The 24,224-nt window shown below is 42.2% G+C and carries 20 protein-coding genes; 8 read left to right on the top strand and 12 right to left on the bottom strand.

Annotated elements, in window-relative coordinates; all coding sequences use genetic code 11:
- Positions 1-3: 3 nt before the first annotated feature.
- The 12 genes from ATB76_RS08945 to ATB76_RS08890 all read right to left on the bottom strand — a co-directional run bounded on the left by ATB76_RS08945 (position 4) and on the right by ATB76_RS08890 (position 12,681).
- Entirely contained in the window at positions 4-1,275 is a 1,272-nt protein-coding gene (locus ATB76_RS08945) for a hypothetical protein (protein WP_042599828.1), read from the bottom strand.
- A 40-nt stretch (positions 1,276-1,315) separates the two neighbouring features.
- Positions 1,316-2,866 carry an N-acetylneuraminate synthase family protein gene (locus ATB76_RS08940; RefSeq protein ID WP_042599827.1) on the bottom strand — a complete coding sequence of 517 codons (1,551 nt, stop codon included), beginning with the start codon at positions 2,864-2,866 and terminating at the stop codon, positions 1,316-1,318.
- Between the two features lies 1 nt (position 2,867).
- Entirely contained in the window at positions 2,868-3,548 is a 681-nt protein-coding gene (locus tag ATB76_RS08935) for an inositol monophosphatase family protein (protein ID WP_042599826.1), read from the bottom strand.
- Positions 3,523-4,239 (bottom strand): acylneuraminate cytidylyltransferase family protein, encoded by a 717-nt coding sequence (locus tag ATB76_RS08930; RefSeq protein ID WP_052486846.1) that lies wholly within the window; start codon positions 4,237-4,239, stop codon positions 3,523-3,525. Before ATB76_RS08930 ends, ATB76_RS08935 begins: the two co-directional genes overlap by 26 nt.
- On the bottom strand, positions 4,239-5,513 hold the full coding sequence (gene waaA, locus ATB76_RS08925; protein ID WP_042599825.1) for a lipid IV(A) 3-deoxy-D-manno-octulosonic acid transferase: 1,275 nt from the start codon (positions 5,511-5,513) through the stop codon (positions 4,239-4,241). The genes ATB76_RS08930 and waaA overlap by 1 nt, the downstream gene beginning before the upstream one ends.
- Entirely contained in the window at positions 5,507-6,565 is a 1,059-nt protein-coding gene (gene waaF, locus ATB76_RS08920) for a lipopolysaccharide heptosyltransferase II (RefSeq protein WP_042599824.1), read from the bottom strand. Before waaF ends, waaA begins: the two co-directional genes overlap by 7 nt.
- On the bottom strand, positions 6,562-7,551 hold the full coding sequence (gene lpxM, locus ATB76_RS08915; protein ID WP_042599823.1) for a lauroyl-Kdo(2)-lipid IV(A) myristoyltransferase: 990 nt from the start codon (positions 7,549-7,551) through the stop codon (positions 6,562-6,564). The genes waaF and lpxM overlap by 4 nt, the downstream gene beginning before the upstream one ends.
- A gap of 117 nt (positions 7,552-7,668) precedes the next feature.
- Positions 7,669-8,610, bottom strand: a complete 942-nt coding sequence (rfaD, locus tag ATB76_RS08910) for an ADP-glyceromanno-heptose 6-epimerase (RefSeq protein WP_042599822.1) — start codon at positions 8,608-8,610, stop codon at positions 7,669-7,671.
- Positions 8,611-8,761: 151 nt separating this feature from the next.
- Positions 8,762-10,960 carry a YjbH domain-containing protein gene (locus ATB76_RS08905; RefSeq protein ID WP_042599821.1) on the bottom strand — a complete coding sequence of 733 codons (2,199 nt, stop codon included), beginning with the start codon at positions 10,958-10,960 and terminating at the stop codon, positions 8,762-8,764.
- A 2-nt stretch (positions 10,961-10,962) separates the two neighbouring features.
- A complete protein-coding gene (locus ATB76_RS08900) occupies positions 10,963-11,718 on the bottom strand; it encodes a capsule biosynthesis GfcC family protein (protein ID WP_042599820.1) in 756 nt (251 codons plus the stop codon).
- Entirely contained in the window at positions 11,715-12,389 is a 675-nt protein-coding gene (locus tag ATB76_RS08895) for a YjbF family lipoprotein (RefSeq protein WP_042599819.1), read from the bottom strand. Before ATB76_RS08895 ends, ATB76_RS08900 begins: the two co-directional genes overlap by 4 nt.
- Before the next feature lie 70 nt (positions 12,390-12,459).
- Entirely contained in the window at positions 12,460-12,681 is a 222-nt protein-coding gene (locus tag ATB76_RS08890; RefSeq protein ID WP_021017910.1) for a hypothetical protein, read from the bottom strand.
- Between the two features lie 652 nt (positions 12,682-13,333).
- On the opposite strand from ATB76_RS08890, the gene ATB76_RS08885 reads away from it, so the two are divergent.
- The 8 genes from ATB76_RS08885 to pseH all read left to right on the top strand — a co-directional run bounded on the left by ATB76_RS08885 (position 13,334) and on the right by pseH (position 24,224).
- A complete protein-coding gene (locus ATB76_RS08885; RefSeq protein ID WP_042599818.1) occupies positions 13,334-13,849 on the top strand; it encodes a porin family protein in 516 nt (171 codons plus the stop codon).
- A 68-nt stretch (positions 13,850-13,917) separates the two neighbouring features.
- Complete coding sequence (locus ATB76_RS08880; protein WP_042599817.1) at positions 13,918-16,608, top strand: SLBB domain-containing protein; 2,691 nt, start codon at positions 13,918-13,920, stop codon at positions 16,606-16,608.
- A gap of 293 nt (positions 16,609-16,901) precedes the next feature.
- A complete protein-coding gene (locus tag ATB76_RS08875; protein WP_061035046.1) occupies positions 16,902-17,888 on the top strand; it encodes a Wzz/FepE/Etk N-terminal domain-containing protein in 987 nt (328 codons plus the stop codon).
- 165 nt (positions 17,889-18,053) lie between these two features.
- Positions 18,054-19,061: a UDP-N-acetylglucosamine 4,6-dehydratase (inverting) gene (gene pseB / locus ATB76_RS08870; RefSeq protein WP_042599815.1), complete on the top strand. Its 1,008-nt coding sequence runs from the start codon at positions 18,054-18,056 to the stop codon at positions 19,059-19,061.
- Complete coding sequence (pseC, locus tag ATB76_RS08865) at positions 19,058-20,233, top strand: UDP-4-amino-4,6-dideoxy-N-acetyl-beta-L-altrosamine transaminase (protein ID WP_104029977.1); 1,176 nt, start codon at positions 19,058-19,060, stop codon at positions 20,231-20,233. Before pseB ends, pseC begins: the two co-directional genes overlap by 4 nt.
- On the top strand, positions 20,233-20,922 hold the full coding sequence (gene pseF, locus ATB76_RS08860) for a pseudaminic acid cytidylyltransferase (protein WP_042599813.1): 690 nt from the start codon (positions 20,233-20,235) through the stop codon (positions 20,920-20,922). The genes pseC and pseF overlap by 1 nt, the downstream gene beginning before the upstream one ends.
- A gap of 4 nt (positions 20,923-20,926) precedes the next feature.
- A complete protein-coding gene (gene pseG, locus ATB76_RS08855; RefSeq protein ID WP_042599812.1) occupies positions 20,927-22,051 on the top strand; it encodes a UDP-2,4-diacetamido-2,4,6-trideoxy-beta-L-altropyranose hydrolase in 1,125 nt (374 codons plus the stop codon).
- Positions 22,038-24,224: a UDP-4-amino-4,6-dideoxy-N-acetyl-beta-L-altrosamine N-acetyltransferase gene (pseH, locus tag ATB76_RS08850; RefSeq protein ID WP_042599811.1), complete on the top strand. Its 2,187-nt coding sequence runs from the start codon at positions 22,038-22,040 to the stop codon at positions 24,222-24,224. Before pseG ends, pseH begins: the two co-directional genes overlap by 14 nt.

Below are 24,224 nucleotides of genomic sequence, written 5' to 3'. Positions count from 1 at the left end.
AGGTTAAGAAATTTTAGATTTTATTTTTTTTAAGAATGTTTCGATTTGAATACTTTTCTTAAATATAAATTTCTTAATATTGAAATAGTGTTTGCTTCTATGGCCTGTTGCTTCGGTTAATCTCTCATCTATTTCAAGTAGGTTTGCTAACAGGTTATATATTACTTTCCAATCTATAGAGTAGATGCCACTATCCTTAGATTTCTTTTCAGAATAAATCTTGTTTTTTGGGACAAGAATAGTTCTTTGGTCATATGCATTTTCAAAGGTGTAAAGCTGGCCATTTGAATGCAATACCCCTTTTTTGGAAGCAAACATTAGAGGAACCATACTTCCTGCTCCTGAGTTAGCAATGTAAGCATCAGCGCTTAAGGCGTAACCAACTTTGTATTTATAGTCTTTACCAATTAAGTTTACCAATTCAACTTTGTCGTGTGAGCTTAGTTTTGTTGATATCGCATCAAAAACGGCATTGTCACGGGCAATGTCTTTTATGCTATCTGGTATTCCACCGGCAAGACTAGTCCAACCATCGACAAGCACGGTTATGGATGAATAGTGTTTGGATAGCTCTATTGCGATGTTACATAATCCATCTGTTTGTTCTAACCATGAGCGCTTTTGTGCTGTGATGCCAACCCAAAGGGTTAATGAACTTTTACTCTCAATTTTGGCCGAGTTACTTCGGATAAAATGATGCATCGAATTTGCTGATTTATCATTATAAATGCTTCCTTTCGTGCAAGGAAATAAATAGCAACCATTCTGATTTGCAGTGAGCAGCTCTTTATTGTCTGGGAGTTCTCGATAAAAGCAAAGCTTATCTGTAAAGGCGTACTGATCAATATTATCTATTTCTGATAGATAGAAATAACTCACAAATTGGTCATATATATAGTGGTACGGACGCTCTTGCGAGAAGAGGAAACCGTCCACTTTAGTGTTAGCACTCTTTAAGTCAAAAAGATTATTAGTATCTTGAAGAATTTTGTGCAATTCTGATAACTCACCTGCGCCGAGTGGGTTAAATACATCTTCATCACAGATATATCCATCGACCAGGTTATAGATCTGCACTAAATACCATTGATTCTGTAAGTTCTCATCAGAGAAAAGCAGAATGTTCGCTTTTCTATATCTAGAACTTTGGCGGCAATATGTAACTATGCTTTTAGTTGGGTGCATTAGTTTTAGCTCACCATTTTTAACAGTATCAACTAGAAATATAGCAGCTTGTTGTCGGTCAAAATTAAATAAGTCGTTAAAATTATACATATATTATCTAGTCACAGTATATTAGTGCAGTGAGAGGCGTCTAAGATTTTCGGTACTTATGATGTTCTGATGATAAAACTTTTTTAGTTTCATTTCCTAAGCACAGTTCAGCTAAACGAATATCATCGACAAATTTTTTGAAATTACCCGTAAGCATGTCAATTGCTACATTGTCAAAGTGAGCCCATGGAGTATTACCATACTTAACATGCTTTTCTACCATTAAGCCTCCTGCAGCGACTGAAAGTTGGCAGCACAAGGAACCAACATCGTGGCTAGAGTAGCCTGGTTTCACCTTTGGGTGTAACTTGCTCAGGCTATGATAGTGGCGAACAACAGAAACATTCGCATCTTCATTCATTGTTGGGTAAGACGATACACATTGGAGCAAGTATAAATGCCGACATGCTTTGAACTCTTCGAGGATAAAGTCTTCGTAGTTTTTATCTGTCATACCCGTTGAAAGCACCACGTCTCCTTTAAAGTCTTTTGCCACTGACTTAAGGAAGCTTGTATGTTCCGAGATTGTTGATGGTAATTTGATTAACTCTGGTTCAAATTGTTTCATAAATTCATAAGAAGGAAGATCCAAAACAGAGGCAAACCAGTTAATGCCATACTCTTTACACCACTTATCGACCATTTTAAACCCAAAATCATCTAACTCTAGACCGTGTCGATAGTCTCTGAATGTTGAGCCAAATGGTGACGTGTAAGGTCTTTCTAATTCCTCTTTGGAATAAAAAGTCTCGACATCTCTTTTTTGCAGCTTGATGTAATCAGCACCAGCTTCTGCTGCTGCTTTTATCATCTTCTGAAGTAATTCAAGATCGCCGAAATGGTTTGTTGTGATTTCTGCTACGATTTTTACTGCGTTAGGCCGTCTATAACTGTCCCTAGACAAGTCTTTTGGGCATACGTTGCTGACATCGGTTTCTCCTTCAATAAGAAAGTTAAACTGTTTGTCACTCATCGAGCTGAAACTTTTGTCACCCACATGGTTTACGGTTATAGACAAGTCTGATTCATGAGAGAGTATCAGTTCTAAATAAGACTTTTGATTGTTTAGCAAACTCTCTACATAATCTTGTTCACCAAATTCAATGTGGCCACCTGACTTTTTTGAAAAGCCAGTAGAAACAGAAAAATCAAACCCGAGAAGATAAACATCAAGCTTTTCACGTACGTGGTCAGCACACATATTTGCTAGCTTTAGAGCTGATATTACCGTTGCATCTTCTATGATAAATTTTGAGTCAAAGAATCGGTCTTGAAGTGGACGGACGTGTTCAGGGTTTTCGTAAACATGTTCTACTTTTACATAGTTACCTTCCGGTAATGCGCCTTCATAAGAACTAATATAGAAGTGACACTCTCCGCCTTTACTCTGTAAATAATCATTGACCCAAGCTTGGTGATATAGACCGACATCGCCAGCTAGTGCTTTCTCTGAGTCGTTGATATTTACAATAAAAAAGTCATCCAGCTTAGTTAAGTCTATGTTATCTAAAGACGGACCTTTACCGATGATCGCTATCTTCTTTTTACCTGTGAGAGCGAAATATCGAAGTACATCAGTAATATTTGACATATTAAGCCTCAAGTAGAATTTTGTATTTCTTTATAGGGAATAGTATTTGCCCTTGATACGGAACACCGTCTACAAATGCTTTAACATTGTGCTCAAGAGCGAGGTTTAAACCAGGTAACACATCCCAACAATTAACCCCTTTTACATTTTCAAAGCGTGCATAACTTCCCTTAACCGCACTTAGCATGTTATACATCGAGCAACCGATGATTCTGTATTCGAATCCTTCAGGAAGCTTTTCTAAATCTTGTTTGCTCAGTGATGAGGATAGCCCATGAATTCTTGAGCTAAAGCGCTCTAATGGCTGGCCAGTTATAGCGACTTCTCTGAGTTCAGGTAGATAGATGCAAGATTCTTGGTGCACTCCGTTAGTGTAAATAGATATGCCTACTCCCCATTCACGAAGGCCACTTACAAAATTTTCAGTACCGTCAATTGGGTCTAAAACTACAAAAGAGGCGGACTCATCCCATTCGGTATTATCGAAGGGTGCAAACTCTTCAGAAATTAGTTGGTGCTTAGGTAAGTTCTCATTGCAGTATTGAAAGACTAATTCTTGAACCAGTAGGTCTCCCTTTGATACGAAACTACCATCCGCTTTTTCCATTTTAGTCGCTTTGAGCGAGGTAATTTCATCAAGGTTTTGGCTGATCAAATCAACGATTTTCTGACAAAAACTCATTAACAAGCTCCTTTGAATTTTCTACTAGGGATTTTACGATATGAAAATCAATTAGGTCATCTATGTCGAGACCACATATTTTATGGGATTCGATAGCTACAACATTACTACCTAAGAATGCGTCCCCAAAAGAATTGTTCTTAAATCTAAACACGTCAGTACTGAATACTTTGTATGACTGTGGCATGTCTTGTCTTCTCATCATTGACTTACCTAAGTCATCAAATGATGCTTTGAGCTTGTGGTTCTCTATCTGATACAGTCTGTTTTCTGACTCTACAACAGTTCTCACTGATGAAATGTTTGCATCATTTTTGATTAGTTTAATAGCATTCTCGATATCTGATTTAGAGCGAAAAACAAACGTCGGGCGTAACCATACGATAAAGTCAGGTTCAGGAATGCCTTGTTGTTGAAAAGATATGCGCAAATCGTCAAGGATGTCTTGCTCCATTGCAGTATCTGCTGCAGCATGTTCGCTACGAAGAAATGGAACCTCTGCCCCATACTGTTTAGCAATTTCCGCATAACGACTAGAATCTGTACTACAAAATACGCGATCGATTTCTGTAATGCTTTTAGCAAATTCAATTGAGTATGAAATCAAAGGTTTGTTATCAATCTCTTTGATATTTTTATCGGGTAGTCCTTTTGAGCCAGAACGAGCAGGGATTATCGCGTAAGTTAACACTATGATGTCCTCATCGGTAGTTGTAATGACTTGATTGTTTTATCGATAGAACCAATGCTCTCACTCATTATTGAATAAGCCTTTTGAGTCATTAGATTTCGAGATTTTGGGTCTTCAATCAGCCGAACAATGTCTAAATTAAGGTCTGAGTGCGAGATTGTAATACACTTTTTTTGAAGCATCTTTTCTATTATTAACTGGAAGTTAAAATAGCTCGGCCCAGTGATGACTGGCACACCCAAAGCCGCAGGTTCTAGAACATTGTGCCCACCAACCTTATCGCCAACTAAGCTACCGCCCATAAAGCAAATGTCGGCTGATCCAATCAAGATAAGCATCTCCCCCATGGTATCTCCAAGATAAACTTGGGTCGATGTTGTTACTTCTTCTTGGCTTGTACGGCGAGCAGTTTCAAAGCCTTGACCTTGGCAAAGCTCAAATACATCTTCGAATCGCTCTGGATGCCGTGGAACAAGGATTAAAAGTGCATTTGGGTGCGAATCTAAGATTTTTTTGTGAGCTTCTAATACCTGCTCATCTTCGCCTTTATGAGTGCTGGCTGCAATCCAAATCGGGCGCTCTAATCCGAGAGCATTCCTTAGCGATTTAGCTTTTTCTTTTACGTCGTCCGATATCTGAATATCAAACTTTATCGAGCCAGTAACAAAAAGTTTGTTTTTCTCGACACCTAAACGTTCGAAACGCTCAGCATCTGACTCCGTCTGGCAAAGAACGTTATCTATGCAAGGGTGTAATAGGTCAAACAGAGGCTGCACTTTAGCGTAGTTTCTGCACGACTTTTCAGAGAGGCGAGCGTTGACCACTATGATAGGGATTCCTGCATTGTGGACAGTATTAAGCGTGTTTGGCCAAAGTTCGGTTTCGATTATCAACATTTGCTTTGGGCGTATTGCCTTTAGAAAACCTTTCACAGCAAAACCAAAATCGATAGGCATATAGCGGTGTTCCACTAAGTCGCCCAACTTAGCAATTTGTTCCGCACCAGTACTGGTTGTGGTGGTGACCACAATAGGTTGGGTTGGGTTTTGCTTTTTCAACTCTTTAATGAGTGGGATAGCAGCGACACTTTCACCGACCGAAACCGCATGAACCCAAATAGGGCGCTCAGTTGTCTCTAGTTTTGGGGTTATACCAAAATGCTCTTTCCATCGTTGACCAAATTTGGGCTTGTTTGGTTTACTTTTATATAAACCAAACAATAGGAAAGGAGACGCAAGGGCAAGCAGCAATGTGTAAAAAAAACGAATTAGCATAAACTTACCGTTATAGCTTCAAGTTTTTGGATGCTATCTAGCACCTGTTTTGGTGATAACTCAGTTAAACACTTAAGGTGCTTAAACTCACACTCACGCTTAAAGCATGGACGGCAGTCAATGTCGGTATGAACAATCTCTACCTTCTCTGCAAGCGGTGGCGTGTATTTTGGTGAGGTGGAGCCATAGACCGCCACGACGTTACAGCCAACAGACGCTGCCACGTGCATAAGACCCGAGTCATTTGCTACAACAGTCTGACATGCCGCCAGCAGATCAACTGCCTCAATCAGGCTAGTTTGTCCTGCCAAAACATGAATCTGGTGCTGATGTTCTTGAGGTACTAATTGTTTGATGTTGTTACAGGTCTCAAGGTCTTTTTGAGAACCAAATAGCCAGATTTGCTTTCCTGCATTTGCCATTGCTGATGCAACTTCTGCGTAATGTGTTTCAGGCCATTTTTTCGCAGGACCAAACTCTGCACCTGGGCACAGGCCAACAACAGGCACTTCTTGATCGAGATTAAACTTAGCAATCGCTTCAGCTTGTTCTTTTTTATCAATAAACAGGCTAGGGCGAGGCAATGTTTCTAAGCCGCCCAGAGAAGAAGAGTCGATCATCTCCGCTTGTGAATAGGCTAATGCAACATAGCGCTCAACCATGAACTGGAAAGATTTCATATTTGGACGCAAGTCATTGAGTAGACCGTAGCGCATTTCACCTTTCCAACCAGTGCGAAGTGGGATATTAGCAAACCAAGGAATAAGAGCTGATTTTGCAGACTTGGGCAGGATGTAGGCGTGGTCGTACTGCTTTTCTCGTAATGATTTACCGATTTCGCGACGACCAAGTAAGTTGAATTCACCATGACCAATAGGCATTTCAATGGCTTGATGGATCTCTGGCATGCGCTCCAGAATTGGTTTACACCAACCTGGTGCAATTACATCAATTTGGCTTTCTGGGTGGACTTGCTTCAAGACAATATAAAGAGACTGCGACATCACCATATCGCCAACCCAAGAAGGGCCAATAATTAAGATTTTTTTCATTTGCTTATTTGCCAGTCAGTGTTGTATCTCGGTTTAAATAGGTTGTAATAGTTATTGCCGTCTTCTTGAGAGTGCAGAAGTTGTAGCACCCACATGTATTGTTCCGGTTTATTTGCAACAAAGTACTCGATTGCTTGATTACAAGTGCGAGCGTCTTGTTCTTCGCCTTTATCTAGCTCAAACGCCGGTAAGATTTCGATATCAAACTTACCATCTTCTGTATTCATAGAAGCAAACATAGGTAACACTTTAGCGCGTGATAGTTTGGCAATTTTACCTAAGCCTGGAAGCGTTGCTTTTCTGGTAGCAAAGAAATCGACAAAAACGCTGTGTTCAGGACCATGATCCTGATCGGGTAAGTAATAGCCAATGTAGCCATCACGGATCGATTTCAAAAATGGTTTAATACCACCAGAGCGCTCATAAACACGGCCGCCATATTGCACACGTTGCTCGTGCATTAGCCAATCGCCGACTTCATTTTTTTGCTTTTTTGCCATTGCAGAGACTGGCATACCCATTGAGGCAAGTAACACTGCGGGAATATCAATTGCCCATGAGTGTGGAACCATCAAAATGACTTTCTCATCATTGTCGATGTGTTTTTGAAGGATGTCTAAACCTCGGATCTGGCAACGCTGCTGTAACCATTTAGATGAACGTAAGCTAAGTAAGCTAAAACGGAAAAAGAACAATGCTGCGGTATAAAGTGTTTTTTCAATCAGTGCTTCGCGCTCTTCAAATGATTTCTCTGGGAAGCACAGCTCAAAGTTGACTCGAGCTCGGTGAGCTGGACCCTTGTTAGATTTAGCCAGCTTCTTCGCAATGGTTTTTGCTAGCCATTTCTGAACAGCTAAAGGTAATAAAGCAAGCGGCAAAGAAAGGATAACGCCTATCCACGTACCCCAATACTTCGGTGCTAAAAAGTGGCGCTCAAATTTAGGATTGTAAGCTTTAGGATCGAAATCATCACGTTGATTAGTCATGAAGTTTTAAGTACCTATATTTTTTTGGAGAGAGGCGAGTGGAGGTATGTAGAAATGATACTAGTAATAATATCAGAGTAAAGGTGGTAGAGAGTTAACTACCACCTTCGAGGGGAATTAACGGTTTTGAATCGCTAGGTATTCAGCAACACCCTCTGCTACCGTTTTGAATTCTACATCACAGCCGGCAGCACGAAGCTTAGTTAGGTCGGCTTGCGTGAATTCTTGGTAAGCGCCTTTTAGGTGCTCAGGGAACGGAATATTCTCAACCTCACCTTTACCGTGGTGTTTGATAGCTGCCTGTGCGACTTCGTTGAAAGACTCCGCGCGGCCAGTACCACAGTTGAAGATGCCAGAAACACCATTTTCAAGGAACCAAAGGTTTACTTTGCATACATCGCCAACGTAAACGAAATCACGTTTAAAGTGACCACTACCTTCAAATAACTTAGGGTTTTCACCGGCGTTGATTTGGTTGTTTAGGTGGAAGGCTACCGATGCCATGCTGCCTTTGTGATCCTCACGTGGGCCATATACATTGAAGTAACGGAAACCAGTGATTTGAGAAAGCTGCTCACCATGATCCTCTGCGTCTTTCCACAGACGGCGTACATAGTTATCAAACTGTTGTTTTGAATAACCGTATACGTTAAGTGCACCTTCGTATTCACGCTCTTCAACAAACGTTTCTGTCTCGCCGTATGTCGCTGCCGATGATGCGTATAAGAACGGAATCTCACGATCTAAACAGTAATGTAGGAGTTCTTTTGAGTACTCATAGTTGTTTAGCATCATGTACTTGCCATCCCACTCAGTTGTAGCAGAACAAGCACCTTCATGGAAGACCGCTTCGATAGGGCCGAAGTCATCACCCGCCATGATTTGGGTAAGGAAGTCATCACGATCCATGTAATCTGTGATATCAAGATCAACTAAGTTTTTAAACTTCTTGCCATTTTTTAGGTTGTCGACAACCAAAATATCGTTAATACCTGCTTCATTCAGTGCTTTAACAATGTTGCTGCCGATCATGCCAGCACCACCAGTTACGATGATCATAAGACTTCCACCATAGATTAAAATTTTCTCAGGAAGTTTAGCAGAGTTAAGCCTTTAGGTGCTAGTACTAGGGGGAGTCGTTGTCGTTAGACAAACAAAAAGGAAGCCGAAGCTTCCTTTGTATTAGATATATAACCTATTAATGGTTAGATCACTTTTCATTTGACGTGTTTGGACGTTGATACCAAGGGTTACGCTCATCCGTCAGCTCAATTAGGCTGTACTTACGACCGAGCTTCTGACCACCATCGCGAGTCAATGGCTGCCAGCTAAAGTTCGCACGGTTGTTACTTGGCTTCACCGTCATGATGTCGAATGGTATCGAAATATAGAAGCCTTTAGTAAAGCTACCTTCGCCAAATTCCTCAGACGATAAATCGGTAAATGATGCGAAAGCACCTGCGATCACGCCACTTTTGAACTGCTTAGATACATTCACTTGAGTACCCACATCACCCGCTAGGAACTGGCCTACATCGACTTGAATCATCAAATCTTGTAGGAAATCCCATTGAGGGTAGTAGTAACCCGATACAAAGCCAGTAAAGCCTTTATCTACCACTTGGAATGGACGGCCGTATTCAGGGATATGCTGCCACTTCTCATCATAAACACCAAAGTAGCTTTCAGGATCACGTTGAGAAACTAAGTTAACATCAGCACCAAGCGCCCAGTTTGCGCCTTTTGGACGGTATAAGAACTCCGTACCTACACCCGCAAACATGCTTTCTAGGTAACCTGCATAAAACTGCTGGTCCATGGTATCGGAGTACTCTTGGAACCAAGTTAATTGAAGGTTCGACATAGTTACCGCGTGTTCATTCTGATAAGCACGGAACATAGTACGTACACGTGGAACGCTTGTGCCATCCGGTGGTGTTACGTAGTTAAACTTGTCGTAGTTGTTGTACCAATCCCAGTACAGCGAACCGCCGATTTCTAAATTGTCCGTTAGCCAGTAAGAAGCGTTGCCGCTCAAACCAACACTAAACAAGTAGAAGTCTTCTGGGTTACCCAAGGTTTGAGCAAGTTTTGGTGCAAAGCCCCAATCAAAACGCTCAAATCCATCGTAAGCAGGTTTGCCCTGAGGCTTATTGCTTGATGTAGACGTCGCATCTTCAATATTCGGGTTGATGTAGTTCACTTCAGCAAAGTCACGGTACTTATCTTTTGAGATAACTGTTTGATCGCCGAGCAAACCACGGCTGCGTTCATTGATAGTAAAGGTATCAATGTTGTCTGGCATCTCGTTGTAAAGAACTGCAGCTGCTTTTTCATGCGCTTCGTTGCGATCGCGATACTTCTTCTGTTCACCAACAACGGAGACAGTATTGGCTTCAACATAGAGCTGGGTATTTTGGTAGCCAGCGACTTTATCCAGCTCCTCGGTAACGCGCTCCCAATCGACATCAGACAGTTGCTCTGGTTGCTTGCCTTCAACTTCTGGCGTTGGTGTATCACGCCAGAAAGACGGCATGTCATTGAAGTTTGTGTAAAGGCTTACGCCTGCTACTAACGTATCACCACGTTCATAACTCAAACGCAAGTCCGCCATGTGGCCTAAACGGTAAAGCACGCCGAAGTTCCAAGGGGTGTGGGGTGTCATGTCTATGCCACCGCGTACCACAGGAAAATCTTCGCTGTAGTCATTACTGTCGTATTCAAGCTTGAAGCGCAGTGGGGCATGAAGTGTTTGATATTCCACACCACCAAATAGAGCCGCCGATCCTTTAAACCAACGTTCAAAGTCTACGCTACCGCCATTGCCTTTAAAATCGGAAGGGCGTTCACAGAAACTATCTGACAATTTACAAGCTGGGTTACTGATATTGTCACGCGTTCCAAGGTAACCCCAGCCCATACCTAAGGTAAAATCAAAGGTACCAAGGTTAGGGTTAGAGTAGCGTTTTGTTGCAGCAACAAACTCACCATCAAACAGGCCTGTACCCGCAAAGTCACGAATACCAACAGAAAGCTCTGGTAAGTACTCAGATTCTTCTAATAAGCGAACTTTAAAATCGATGCCTTTGTCGGTGTACTTGGTATCTCCAGAGAAGCTTGGGTCGTCACTATAGAAAAGATCGTTCACCATGGTGTAACGAATCGTCGTTTCTAGCCAAGGCATCACTTGCAGAGTCACATTGTAAAATAGGTACTCATCGCTGCCAGTGACCGCAAAGTTAAACTCACCTTCAGGAGCCATACGGCCAGTTGGCATTTGCATTAACCCCACGCCACCAAAATCCATCTGTGAAGGTTGCAGTGGTGGTGCCTCGAAAGGCATATCTTGAGCCCAAACCAACGCTGGACCCATTAAAGAAAGTGATAAACTGGTTCTTATCAGGTTCATATTTAGTTCTTCGATGAGGTTGGTTTACGTTGTGACAGCAGTTTGACGATGTCTTGATCCATTGATGATTGTTCAAAATCGTCAAATGGGATGTAGACCATGGTCAAGGGCGGCAAATAATATTGTTTGGTTAACCACCGGCCATGATGAGGGGTAACCACCTCACCATTTGGATAGATTAAAATAGGTGGCTGAGCCAGTTCACCAACCTCACTGGTTTTTAGGCTATCGACCTGTTCATGCAGAGGGATACCAGCTAGATTTTTGATTGCATAAACCTTGTCCACATTGCCCACATACAACACTTTTTCTGCTCGCTGAGGTGCACTTAAGGCAAACTGGCCTTTTAAAAGCGGGTTATCAAATTTGTCTAAGCGAATTTGGTCAACATCAACGGCGGAAAGAACGCGAGGCGCAAACTGACTTTGTTGGATAAATTTGTAAAATGGATGGCCAACGAGGTTGTATTGAATCATTTGGTTCAACACAGCGTTTTTTAACGCCAGACTTTCTTGCTGTGCCTGTTCTGAATCATCAAACAAACTAATCGCAAGAGGATATTGCAAGACAAGGTTCTGCTCTTGTGCGAGTTTCAGGAGGTTGTCTAAACGAGTTGGCTGTTCAAATTGTAAGGCTTTTCCAGTACCCACTAATTCAACTTGTAATGGCGGTAAACTTTGGTTTTGGGCTAAAGCAGGTACGGCGGTAATACCGACAACACCCACTAAGCTTAGTAAAGAGAGCAGTCGCTTACTCATGATTTGCTGTACCCTTTCAAAATAGTCAATTCAACTGGCACCATGTTTGGTCCTAAGTGCTGACGTGTTTTCACCACTTGTCCATTACTGTCTACCCAATAAGTGTTCTCTACGCTTTCTTCTAAGCTTGGAAAAGTGACGAGCTCAGTATAAACGTCGGTTGCTGTCGATGAAATAGGAGTGTTTATCGTCTCTTTGCCTTGACGTGATCGCTCTACCTGAGCTTGAAAGCCGTAACGGTATTGCTCAGACCAATCATAAGATAGCGCATATTGAACAGATGATTTTGAGTAAGCAGGCACGTCACCGTAGACACCGGCTAGGTTAGTGGTTTGCAATCCAATGGTTTTAACAATATGACCATTCTCTGTTACCACCATCGCTTTATCGGCACTGATCCATTTGAGTTGGGTTTGTCCCGTTAGTGGGTTTGACTCTGCAAAGGCGAGAACAACAAAGACTTGCTTTTGGCTGCCGATTTTTAGATAAGCGCTGGCATAAGGAACGGCTTCAATTTCTTCTGGTGTCAGTTCAACATCGATGTAGTTGCCATAAGCTTCTTGAACGGTCGCTGAGACATCATTGAATTTCTGAGTACACCCAAAAGTGAGGTTTAATACAGGTAAAACAACAAGTAAGCGCATCCATTTTTGCGATAGAAAGGTATTCATCATTCCCTCATTACAAATAAAATCGCCCTGAAACAGTTCAGGGCGATTTATCTAGTTCAGCTTAAACGAATTAGTTCGTAGAAGTAGAAGTAGAAGTAGAAGTAGACGTTGAAGTTGAATCGCTGTCTGACGCTGCAACTGCTACTACAGTTACTGCTGCTGCTGCACCTACTGCTACTGCAGTTGTACCAGTTGCAGATGCTGCTGCTGTGCCAGTAGTACCAGCTTCAGTCGCTGCGAATGCAGTTGATGCGCTTAGAGCCATAAGAATAGCTAGAGCTGTGTTCTTCATTATTAATCCTTGTATTTCAGATTTTAAAACATCGATGTTTGGTCTGTTTAGAACATACCATCTGTCATTTTAGTTAAAAAACAATCAGCATGTAAATAGTTTCCTATGGAATTTTACCAAGTTCTAAAGAATGCGTCTCATTGAAAAGACAATTTATTTGCAGGCGGTTTTAGTGATTTTAACTAGAGCGTACTGGTGTAATGAAGGATCACCCGACCATAACTAACACTACCCCGTCAATATCGAAGTAAGTAGCGAATTGACATTCGAGATAAGTACAACATTATGCTTTGTTACACTTAGACGAATGATGCTCAGAGTGTCATTGCTCTCAAGAACAAGAATGCCTATTCTCAAACGTTAGAGTGAGCCCCCTTGCCGTTTTGCGCTAATCCATGCATAATTTGCCAGCTTTTATGCTGCGCTTATCAAGTATGATTTTTTGATTTTCTTGTCACAAAAGCGACGCTTTAAAAAAGCACTTATATCAATAAGCCGAGCAGCTCGGTAATCAGCGAACAGTGGCTACGCGTAATGCCGCAGGGCGGTAGCGTGAAAACGCACAAGCAAACAGACTAAAGAGTTAACAGACATTCACTGCGTGCGTCATTCATGTGCAGCGGTCAGTCAATACCCAAGGAACACTTACGTGATGAACAAACGACCATGGCTAGGGGCGTTGAGTGCAATCAGCTTAGGCTTGTGCTCATTTACGGCCTCAGCAGATTTTTATGCAGGTGCGTTAGTGAGCTACTCTAATGCCGAATATCACCACTCTTCTACTTCTTCCGTAACCGAAGGCAATCCATTCCTTCTTCAAGCGCAAGCAGGCTATTTCTTTAACGATTATGTCGCGTTAGAAGCACGTTACGGCACCTCAGTACAGCGCGAAAGCGGACTTGCAGTAGACAGCTTAGCAAGTGGTTTTGTTAAGTTGAACATGCCGGTTTCTGAACGTTTCGCACTTTACGGACTGGCGGGGTACTCCAGTGTCCAAATTGATCAACAGAACGTCGGTTCGGATAAAGATCAAGGCTTTAGCTTTGGTTTAGGTATGCATTACGCCTTAGATAAGCACAATGCGGTTGTTTTCGAGTTTGTTGACAATACATCAGAAGACCAAGTTCGTTTGAATGCCCTGACACTCGGCTTTCAGCACCGATTTTAATTAAAAGACCTAGTGCCTAGTTTTAGTAACTAGGATTTTTTAACTCTCGATTTAAATAGCGAATTATCATGCTTAAAGGATATTTCTCGATTGCCGCTTGTGTATTGGCAAGTGTTTTTGCGCCATTCAGTCATGCGCAAACTCCAACCCCGGAACAAATGCAAATGTTCCAAAGCCTACCTGCTGACCAACAACAAGCACTAGCAAGTAAGTACGGCATTTCTCTCCCTTCTGGCTCTTCTTCTCAGCCGAGTAACTATCAAAACCCTCAAGTGATTGATCCTCGCCCAGAGGTGAGTAATGCCAATCAAACAGATAAAATTGATTTAGCGAAAGACGAAGAGTTAAAACGCTTCGGCTTGGATCTGTTTGCGGGTTCACCTACAACATTTGCCCCAGTGAGTGATGTGCCTGTTCCTGCGGATTACACAGTCGGTGCCGGCGACGAAATTGTGATCCAGCTGTTTGGTAAAGAGAACACTACCCACCGTTTACGAGTAAATCGCGCGGGTACCATCAACTTTCCATCTCTTGGTCCAGTTCAAGTTGCAGGCATGAGCTTTTCCGATGTTCGTGACTCACTAAACCAACGTGTAAAAGAGCAAATGATTGGTGTGCGTAGTGATATTTCGTTAGGTGAAATGCGAACTATGCAAGTGTTTGTCATGGGTGATGCTTACAAACCAGGTGCTTACACCGTCAGTGCTCTAACTACCATTTCTCAAGCCATTTATTACAGTGGTGGTTTTGGTGAGAGCGGTGCATTGCGTAACGTGCAGTTAAAGCGCAATGGTCAGGTGATTCGCAAGCTTGATATGTATGACCTATTGCTGAAAGGCGACGCGCGCAACGATGTTCGACTGTTACCTGGCGATGTGGTCTTTATTGGTGCTGTCGGCAATACCATCGCTATTGATGGTGAGGTAAATCGCCCTGCAATCTATGAAGTGAAATCAGGTGAAACCTACAAGCAAGCGATTCAAATGGCAGGTGGTTTTACTGCTAACGCTTACAGTGATCAAATTGAAGTCAAACGTTATGCAGCAAAAGGTGCTCGCGATGCATTAACCCTTAACTTCAGCCAGTCTCACGATCAACAAACCAAAGTCAAAGATGGCGACGCCGTTAATGTACTGAAGAAGAGTGAAGAACTAACCCGTTACGTGCAGATTGAAGGTGATGTTCGTCATCCGGGCTTCATCGAATGGAAGAGTGGTCTGCGTGTTGCAGATTTGTTCCAATCAGTAGATACGTCATTTAACTCTACTGCTGACGTTAACTATGCTGTTGTTGTCCGTGAAATTAACCCACAACGTGATATTGAGGTTTATCAAGTTAATCTTGCTAACGCGATTCTTTCTCCAAGCAGCAAAGATAACCTAAAACTAAATTCACGTGACCGAGTACTGGTATTTAACCGCTTTAATAATGAAGACTTAGATACTCTAGCCGACCAAGATACGGTGACGAAAGCGAAGACGCTTGAGCAAGCACAATTTAAAGCCGAGCTGGATCAACAAAAAGAGCAAGAAGTGATGAGCTCTTCTGTTGCAATATCCTCAGCGACAGACAATATGTCTATGGGACAATCTTCAATTGAAGAATCAGAACAACCGAAAATCATATTCCGTGGCAAAGAAATTACCAAAGAAGACTTTGATGCGCTGAAACAAAACACCCGTCGCACTTTACTTGCTCCGGTACTTTTGCAGCTCCAACAGCAATCTCGTTTAGGCTTAGCACCGCAAATCGCTGAAGTATTTGGTGAGGTCAAACACCCTGGTCGTTACCCACTCACGCCACGCATGTCAGTATCTACCCTAATCGAAGCTGCGGGTGGTCTAACGTATAATGCATTTACTATTAATGCAGAGTTGGCTCGTACTGTGATTAGCAGTAAGGACGAACGTGCTTCTATTGATGTGGAACGTATTGACTTACGCAAAGCGATTCAAGGAAGCACAGCCGATGATGCGATCCTTGTTGGCCGCGATCGCTTAAATATTCTTGAGAAGCCAAATGTCAAGCTGCAAAGCACTGTAACCCTACAAGGTGAGGTTCGCTTCCCTGGTACTTACACGGTGCGTCAGGGTGAGACCTTAGGAGAGTTACTTGAGCGTGCTGGTGGTTTGACGGAATTTGCTCATCCTCAAGGCGCAATCTTCACGCGTGAAGCGCTTCGCCTACAAGAGCAAAAACTACTAAACCAATATGCCGCAGATATGCGCGCAGAAACCGCGAAGAAAACTTTCCGTGCAGACAGCAATATGAGCTCGGTGATTTCTGACCCAGATAAAACATTGAAGTTTGTTGAAGAAGCGAGTCGTAGTAAAGCGCTTGGTCGTATGGTTGTGCAGCTTAATCGCATCCTGAAAGATGAACGCTCAGCTGACTTTATGTTAGAAGATGGTGACTTCTTATTTGTGCCAACCTTCCGCAATACAGTTTCGATCATGGGCGAAGTTCAAGTTCCAATTACATATCTACTGGACAATAAGTTAGACGTGGATGATTACCTGAATAAAGCGGGTGGTGCTAAGAAGCAAGCGGATGAAGATCGTATCTTCGTTGTGCGCGCAGATGGCTCGGTTTACAAACCTACATCAGGCTACTGGTTCGGTAACAATCATGAAGAGCTAAAAGCAGGTGACACAATTGTAGTACCAATTGATACCGATTACCGTGATGCATTAAGTACTTGGACGGCAGCTACGCAGATCCTTTACCAAACTGGTGTAGCGATCAACGCGTTGAAGTAATGAACAACAAGGTCATTACAATCAGCTTAAAACAAGATTAGAAATACAATAATAGTAAGAGCTTATGTAACGATTAAAGTTACATAAGCTCAATGTTATGTACACTATTAACCAAAATGGTAAACACTAATAGTGGCATTATTTAGCCGTAGCCCGTCATTCCAGCGAGCCGAAGCGAGACTAGGAATCTTGTCACAGCGAGGTTGTGTTTTGAAAGTCGGAGAATAATCTATCAAGTTTCACCAATCTCTGAGTCCAATATAACGAACCTCAGAGCTTAGGAATAAATACCAATGGAACCACAAAAAGAACCCAACCCAAATTACCTACCATATCCACCCCAGCCCACAGATGATGAAATCGACTTACGCGAATTGTTTGGCGCATTATGGAAGGGCAAGTGGATCATTATTGCGACCACGTTTATCTTTGCGGTCGGTGCGGTGCTATACGCACTTAGCTTACCAAATATATACAAATCAGAAGCATTACTTGCGCCTGCAGAAAGTTCCAATGGAGGTGGCTTATCAAAAATGGCAGGTCAGCTTGGTGGTTTGGCTGCATTGGCTGGTGTTAATCTTGGCGGTGGAGAATCTTCGCAAACAGATCTTGCAGTACAAGTGATGAAGTCTCGCCAGTTTGTAGAAGCATTTATCAACAAACATGATTTGCTTGTGCCTCTAATGGCGGGAAAAGATTGGGACTTAGCGAATAACAAACTCATCTTAAATGAAGAGCTTTATAACTCAAATACAGGTGAATGGTTACGCGAACCTAATGGCATGCGTGGCGCAACACCAACCGCGCAAGAAGCGTTTGAAGTGTTCAGTAAAGAAGTTTTGAACGTTAGTCAGGATAAAGAGAGTGGTTTATACACTGTGTCAGTAAAATACTACTCTCCATACGTAGCTCAACAATGGGTTAATTGGTTAATTGAAGATATCAACAAAGTGATGCGTGAACGTACGATTGCTGAAACTTCACAAAACCTAGCCTATCTAAATACTCAGCTACAAAAAACCGCTGTAGCTGACATGCAAAGCACATTTTATAAGCTGATAGAAGAACAGACTAAAAGCCTGATGCTAGCCGAGGTACAGGAAGAGTTTATTTTTAAAATTGTTGATCCAGCGGTTGTACCAGAGCTGAAAGACGGACCAAAGCGTGCATTGATTTGTGTACTAGGTACATTCTTTGGTGGAATGTTAGGTGTGGTGATTGTGCTTATACGTTTTGCGTTTCGAAAAGAAGATACAGAGGATCTAGAGCCTAGGGCTTAGGCATTTTTTCTCGTTACCTGTTGGTGTCGGTTTGGCAAGATAGGTGAAATCAAACTATTAAAGATATAGCGAAATGAGGTGGTCTCATTTTGAATTAAAAGTGTCTCAGCGATTGAAAGTCACTGAGATAAAAAAATTAACAAATCAACACATGTTGGAATTTCAATGCTTAATAATAAGACAGTTTTAATCACTGGTGGCACAGGCTCCTTTGGTAAACAATTTGTAAAAACAATCTTGACGAGATACCCAGAAGTCAAAACGATCCGTATCTATTCTCGTGATGAACTCAAGCAATTTGAGTTAAAGCAGGAATACGCAGGCAATCAGAAGTTGCGATTTTTTATCGGTGATGTCCGCGACCAAAATCGAATGATTCAAGCTTGTGAAGGCGTTGATGTCATTATTCATGCAGCGGCGATCAAGCAAGTAGATACAGCAGAATATAACCCTACAGAGTGTATCCGAACCAATGTCGACGGTGCTGAGAATGTCATTCATGCTGCTTTGCAATGTGGTGTTAAAGATGTTGTCGCACTTTCAACAGACAAAGCCTGCGCCCCTATCAACCTGTATGGTGCAACTAAGTTAGCTTCCGATAAACTGTTCGCTGCAGCTAATAACATCAAAGGTTCAAAAGACATTCGTTTTAGTGTTGTACGTTACGGCAACGTAATGGGTTCGCGAGGTTCAGTGATTCCATTCTTCATGAAGAAAAAAGAAGAAGGCATGTTGCCTATCACTCATGAAGAAATGACTCGTTTCAATATTTCTTTGCAAGATGGCGTGAACATGGTGATGTACGCTCTTGAAAACCACTTAGGTGGTGAGATCTTTGTACCTAAAATCCCGTCTTATAAGATCCTTGATATTGCAGAAGCTGTTGCACCTGGTATCGAAACTAAAGTGGTTGGTATTCGCCCTGGTGAGAAACTGCATGAAGAAATGATCACGGACACCGACTCTTTGAATACGATTGACCTAGGTCGCTATTATGCCATCTTACCTTCAGTGTCATTTACGTACACTGAGGCTGAGTATCTAGAGCACCATAAAGCAGAAAAAGTACCGTTTGGCTTTAAATATAACTCAGGCACAAACACTGAGTGGGAAACCGTTGCAGGTTTACGTGAGCTTATCAAAGAACACGTTGATCCAAACTTTACGGTGTGAGGTATAGCGTGATTCCTTACGGTAAACAAGATATTAATCAGCAAGACATTGACAGTGTATTGGATGTTTTAAGGTCAGACTTTTTGACGCAGGGACCTCAAGTTCCTGCATTCGAGAGCGCTCTGATTGAACATACTGACGCAAGGTATGCCTTGGCAGTAAACAGTGCCACCTCGGCATTGCACATTGCTTGTCTTGCGTTAGGTTTAGGACAAGGTGACTGGTTATGGACATCTCCGGTTACTTTTGTAGCATCGGCAAACTGTGGTTTGTACTGTGGTGCAAAAGTCGACTTTGTCGACATTGACCCAGATACATACAACATGTGCCCTATACGACTTGAAGAGAAGCTCATTAAAGCAAAAGCTGAAGGTAAGCTGCCAAAAGTTGTAGTGCCAGTGCATTTATGTGGACAGCCGTGTGATATGGCTGCAATTGGTAAATTAGCCAAAGAGTACGGTTTTAAAGTTATCGAAGATGCGTCGCATGCGATAGGTGGTCGATATCGAGAGCAACCGATAGGGAATTGCGAATATTCAGACATCACGGTGTTTAGTTTCCACCCAGTAAAAATCGTGACAACTGCCGAAGGTGGCGCGACTTTGACCAACAGTAAAGAGTTGGCTGATAAAATGTCGCTGCTGCGTAGTCACGGTATTACGCGTGATCCAGAATTGATGTGTGGTGAGTCTCATGGTGGTTGGTATTACCAACAAATAGACCTTGGGTTTAACTATCGTATGACAGAGCTGCAAGCAGCACTAGGTGTGAGCCAAATGAAGCGCTTGAATGAATTTGTCTCTGCTCGTCACGAGTTAGCACAAGGCTATTATACTAAGCTAGAGAATTCGCCGGTTGTTCTGCCTTACCAACTTCCCAATACCTACTCAGGGCTGCATTTGTTCGTGATTCGTCTGAAATTAGATGAAATTTCACTCAGTCATCAACAGGTTTTTGATGCGCTACGCGAGCGTGGTATCGGTGTGAATTTGCATTATATTCCAGTACATACCCAGCCGTATTATCAAGACTTAGGTTTCACTGAAGGGGAGTTCCCTGAATCCGAGCAGTACTATCGCGAAGCGATTTCTTTGCCGATGTTCCACGGTATGACGGAAGCTCAACAGAATACGGTTGTCGACGTATTAACTGATGTTCTAATAGGTGCGTAATGAAAATAGCGATTATTCCAGCTCGTGGGGGGAGTAAACGCATCCCGCGAAAAAATATTAAAGATTTTAACGGAAAGCCGATCATTGCGTACTCTATAGAGGCCGCATTGGCATCTGGATGCTTTGATAAGGTCATCGTATCAACGGATGATGCTGAAATTGCTGAAGTCGCAGAGCAGTATGGCGCAGAAGTACCGTTTATGCGTCCAGCAGACGTTTCGGATGATTTTGCCACAACGGCAGACGTTCTGTTACATGCTATTGATTGGTACGAAGACCAGTCGCAGTCGATTGAATATCTGTGTTGTATATATGCAACGGCACCCTTTATCGATGTCGACGACATACGCAATACCTATAAGTGGCTGCTAGAGTCACCCTCTGCTGATTACTGCTTCCCTGTTTGTGAGTTTCCATTCCCAATACAAAGAGGCGTAAAATTGACTCAAGGACAACGTGTTGAGATGTTCCAACCAGAACATTTCAACACCCGATCTCAGGATCTTGAGGTCGGGTATCATGATGTAGGGCAATTTTATTGGGGTAAACCAAGTGCTTACCGTCAAAAGATTCCTATGTTTTCAGATAAAGCAATTGCATATCCTGTCTCTAGGAAACGAGTTGTTGATCTTGATACCTCTGAGGATTGGGATTTTGCTCTATTGCTTTCTCAAGCATTAAAAGGTTAGATAGGTGCTAATTGGTATTCGCGTTGATGCGTCGTTCAAGATGGGGACGGGGCATGCATTCAGAATGCTCACACTTGCACGTAAGTTAGAGGGCAATGGACATCAAGTCGTTTTCATATGTCGAAAATTGGGAGGAAATTTAATTAATTTCATTGAAGAGAGTTTCAATGTTATTAGTTTACCTGAGCCGGATGGAGAGGAGACTCACAACACGCATTGTGCTCACGGTAATTGGTTGGAAGTTCCTTATCAAACTGAGATTGCACAAGTACAAGATGTCGTGTCTGATTATCTATCTGGTCTAACTCAAACAAAGTTGGACTGGTTGGTAATCGATCACTATTCGTTAGATGAACGCTTTCAAGTGGCTTTGAGACCACTATCTTGCTGTATTCTTCAAATCGACGACTTGGCTGATAGAGTTCATGATGCAAACATGTTACTTGATCAGAATTATTACTCTTTAGGTGAAAGTCGCTATGATGCTTACCTTCCCAGTTATACCAAGCGCCTTTGCGGCCCTAAATATGCGTTGCTGAGAGATGAGTTTCGTGAAAGCAGAAAGCATATTCCAAACTATACACAGCGGTTATCCAAGAGAAAAGTTGTGCTCTTTTTTGGGGGTATTGATTGGGCTAATGAAACATCCAAAGCGTTACTTGGATTATTGAGCGTCGATAGTGGTGATCATCTCGATGTGATTATTGGGATGAACAACCCTCACAAACAACAGTTGGAAGCGTTGTGTGCTGAACATAAGGCTAGGGTAACCCTTCATGTTCAAGTGAAAAACATGATGGATTATTTTTCAGATGCCTACCTGTATGTTGGAGCGGTCGGCGCTACAACATGGGAAAGGTGTGTGCTTGCTCTTCCTGGTATCGTGTGCTCGGTCGCCGACAATCAAACTCAGCTTGCTAAAGATTTGCATGACATAGACGGCCATTGCTATTTGGGCTTGAACTCCGAGCTATCATCACAAGATTATGCGCTTGCATATCAGCGTTTTATTTCTCAAAAAGAACTTCTCTTGAATCAATCTTCCATTTGCGGTGACCTCGTTGATGGTAAAGGGTGTGAAAGAGTTGTTGAACACCTAGAAGAGATTTCAAAAAATGACAACATTTAGTCTCCGCCCTGCCCAAGAAGGCGACAAGTGGGCAGTGTTAGAGTGGCGCAACCACGCTGATGTGCGTGCTGTGATGTTAACTGACCATATCATCTCTAAAAAGGAACATTCTGCATGGTGGGATAAAACCATGCTAATGGACCAAAGACAAATTTTAATATTCTGTCGCGATGAGAAACCAGTCGGTGTAGTGACCATTTATTCATGGGAGCAAGATAACGCGACAGCATGGTGGGGTTTTTACCTCAACAACAGTGCGCTTGACCAAGCTGAAAAAACAGCTATTTGGCTTGAGCTTGAACAAGCTGTTATTCACTATGCGGGTAAAACGTTAAAGGTTCATGAGTTGTATTGTGAATCACTAAGACAGAATCAGCTCGCGTGGAAATTACATCAAAAAAGTGGTTTTGTAGAATGTGAGGCTCCTGTAGATGCGACTGATACTGCAAAAAATGTTGTTTACATGAAATATGTTTACCCAGAAAATAAGCTAGATAAACGTCAGCGGTTGTACCTATTCGCATCTCATAATACCGATTTTTTGTCGGATACCTTAACGAAGCATATTAAGACATATAAGCAGTTTCCTTATAAAATTGCGACAACTGAATTCGGCCGCTATCAGCTGGATCTTCTGGATTCTGAGAATACTGATATTAATGATGCATCTTCTTGCTACGCTTTTATCGAGCGAGTTGAAGACTTCTTTGCTGATATTTATACCTTGCCAACAGAAGAATCTTTGTTACAAACAGAGCAACGCGTGTTGCAATATCTTTCATTCATCAAAAGTATTGCTCAGCGAGGAAATCGGGTTTTTGTTGCAGATTTTGCTATTCAGAAGGGCTTTCCTTTTTCGATTTCTGAACAATTATCAGATTCAAAAATTCAGAAGCTAATCCAGGAATGGAATAACACGCTTTATACGATGAAAACCGAGAATTTGGTTGAAGTTATTCCTTACTCTCAAATCATCAAGCGTGCTGGCCAAAGTTTCTCCAATAAATATTGGTATATGGCAAGAGCACCGTTTTCTATTCAATTTCTGGAAGCGTACAGCCAGGCACTAATTGGTACTATTTTCGCGGCAAGTGCACTTTCTGCTCGAGTCTTAGTACTTGATCTTGATAATACCTTGTGGAAAGGGATCATTGGTGACGATGGAAAAGACGGGATTAGCTTAGGGGGAGACTATCCAGGCAATATTTACAAAGATCTTCAATCGCTCTTCCTCACACTAAAATCCAGAGGTATTTTGTTGACTATATGCAGCAAAAATACTGAGGAAGTGGCGTTAGATGCTATTGAAACTCATCCGGAGATGCGTCTTAGAGCGAAAGATTTTGTCAGCCATCGAATTAATTGGGAACCAAAATCTCAGAATATTCATGCATTAAGTAAAGAGTTAAACCTTGGTTTATCCTCTTTTTGTTTCATCGATGATAACCCTGTAGAGCGTGCAGAAGTGCGCCGAAATGCCCCTGACGTTTTTGTACCTGAGCTACCGGAAGATCCTGCTGAATGGTTCCAGTTCATTTGTAACCTTCCTGAACTTTGTGTCGCGCAAGTGAGTGAATCTGATAAACGTCGTGCGGAGCTCTACAAACAAAGAGTGGATATTCAGAATGCACAAACCGAATTTGTTGATCGAGCGTCATTTATCAAAAGCTTGGGCATGGAAATATGTGTGGAAGCATTGAATTCAGATAACTTCGAGCGAACACATCAACTCTTTAATAAGACGAATCAATTTAACACAACAACGACACGCTATAGCAAAGAGCAATTGAGCGAATGGATGAGTGCCTCTGATCATCAAGTTCTCCATGTCCGCTCTAAAGACAAATACTCTAAAGAGTATGAAGGTGTTGCGGCACTGGTTATCGTGAAACAGAATCGTCATTGGGTTATTGATAACTTCGTGATGTCGTGCCGTGTTATGGGGAGAGATATTGAGCATGCTATATTGAGCAAGTTGATTCTTTTAGCGAGTGAGTCCTCCCAAAATTCTGTGGTTGGTCGCTTTATTGCGAGCTCTAAAAATATGCCAGTTCGAGATCTCTACAAGAACAACCATTTTATTTCAGATGATAACGAGCAATGGTTATTTGAGTTTGCTCAGCAGTCGTTGCCGTCAGAGTCCAACTTAATGACTCTAAATTGGAAAGTGTAG

Source organism: Vibrio sp. MOR3 (assembly GCF_001557775.1).
Lineage (GTDB): Bacteria > Pseudomonadota > Gammaproteobacteria > Enterobacterales > Vibrionaceae > Vibrio > Vibrio jasicida.
The sequence above is the reverse complement of the archived record's forward strand: the minus strand, read 5'-3'. Positions and strand labels throughout refer to the sequence as shown.

Excerpts from the sequence above, each read along its gene's own strand:
- ATB76_RS08940 (WP_042599827.1), bottom strand. The coding sequence starts at position 2,866 with ATGTCAAATATTACTGATGTACTTCGATATTTCGCTCTCACAGGTAAA.
- ATB76_RS08900 (WP_042599820.1), bottom strand. The coding sequence starts at position 11,718 with ATGAGTAAGCGACTGCTCTCTTTACTAAGCTTAGTGGGTGTTGTCGGT.
- pseF (WP_042599813.1), top strand. The coding sequence starts at position 20,233 with ATGAAAATAGCGATTATTCCAGCTCGTGGGGGGAGTAAACGCATCCCG.
- waaF (WP_042599824.1), bottom strand. The coding sequence starts at position 6,565 with ATGAAAAAAATCTTAATTATTGGCCCTTCTTGGGTTGGCGATATGGTG.
- ATB76_RS08905 (WP_042599821.1), bottom strand. The coding sequence starts at position 10,960 with ATGAACCTGATAAGAACCAGTTTATCACTTTCTTTAATGGGTCCAGCG.
- pseB (WP_042599815.1), top strand. The coding sequence starts at position 18,054 with ATGCTTAATAATAAGACAGTTTTAATCACTGGTGGCACAGGCTCCTTT.
- ATB76_RS08890 (WP_021017910.1), bottom strand. The coding sequence starts at position 12,681 with ATGAAGAACACAGCTCTAGCTATTCTTATGGCTCTAAGCGCATCAACT.
- ATB76_RS08885 (WP_042599818.1), top strand. The coding sequence starts at position 13,334 with ATGAACAAACGACCATGGCTAGGGGCGTTGAGTGCAATCAGCTTAGGC.
- ATB76_RS08880 (WP_042599817.1), top strand. The coding sequence starts at position 13,918 with ATGCTTAAAGGATATTTCTCGATTGCCGCTTGTGTATTGGCAAGTGTT.
- waaA (WP_042599825.1), bottom strand. The coding sequence starts at position 5,513 with ATGCTAATTCGTTTTTTTTACACATTGCTGCTTGCCCTTGCGTCTCCT.
- ATB76_RS08935 (WP_042599826.1), bottom strand. The coding sequence starts at position 3,548 with ATGAGTTTTTGTCAGAAAATCGTTGATTTGATCAGCCAAAACCTTGAT.
- lpxM (WP_042599823.1), bottom strand. The coding sequence starts at position 7,551 with ATGACTAATCAACGTGATGATTTCGATCCTAAAGCTTACAATCCTAAA.
- ATB76_RS08895 (WP_042599819.1), bottom strand. The coding sequence starts at position 12,389 with ATGAATACCTTTCTATCGCAAAAATGGATGCGCTTACTTGTTGTTTTA.
- rfaD (WP_042599822.1), bottom strand. The coding sequence starts at position 8,610 with ATGATCATCGTAACTGGTGGTGCTGGCATGATCGGCAGCAACATTGTT.
- pseH (WP_042599811.1), top strand. The coding sequence starts at position 22,038 with ATGACAACATTTAGTCTCCGCCCTGCCCAAGAAGGCGACAAGTGGGCA.
- ATB76_RS08945 (WP_042599828.1), bottom strand. The coding sequence starts at position 1,275 with ATGTATAATTTTAACGACTTATTTAATTTTGACCGACAACAAGCTGCT.
- ATB76_RS08875 (WP_061035046.1), top strand. The coding sequence starts at position 16,902 with ATGGAACCACAAAAAGAACCCAACCCAAATTACCTACCATATCCACCC.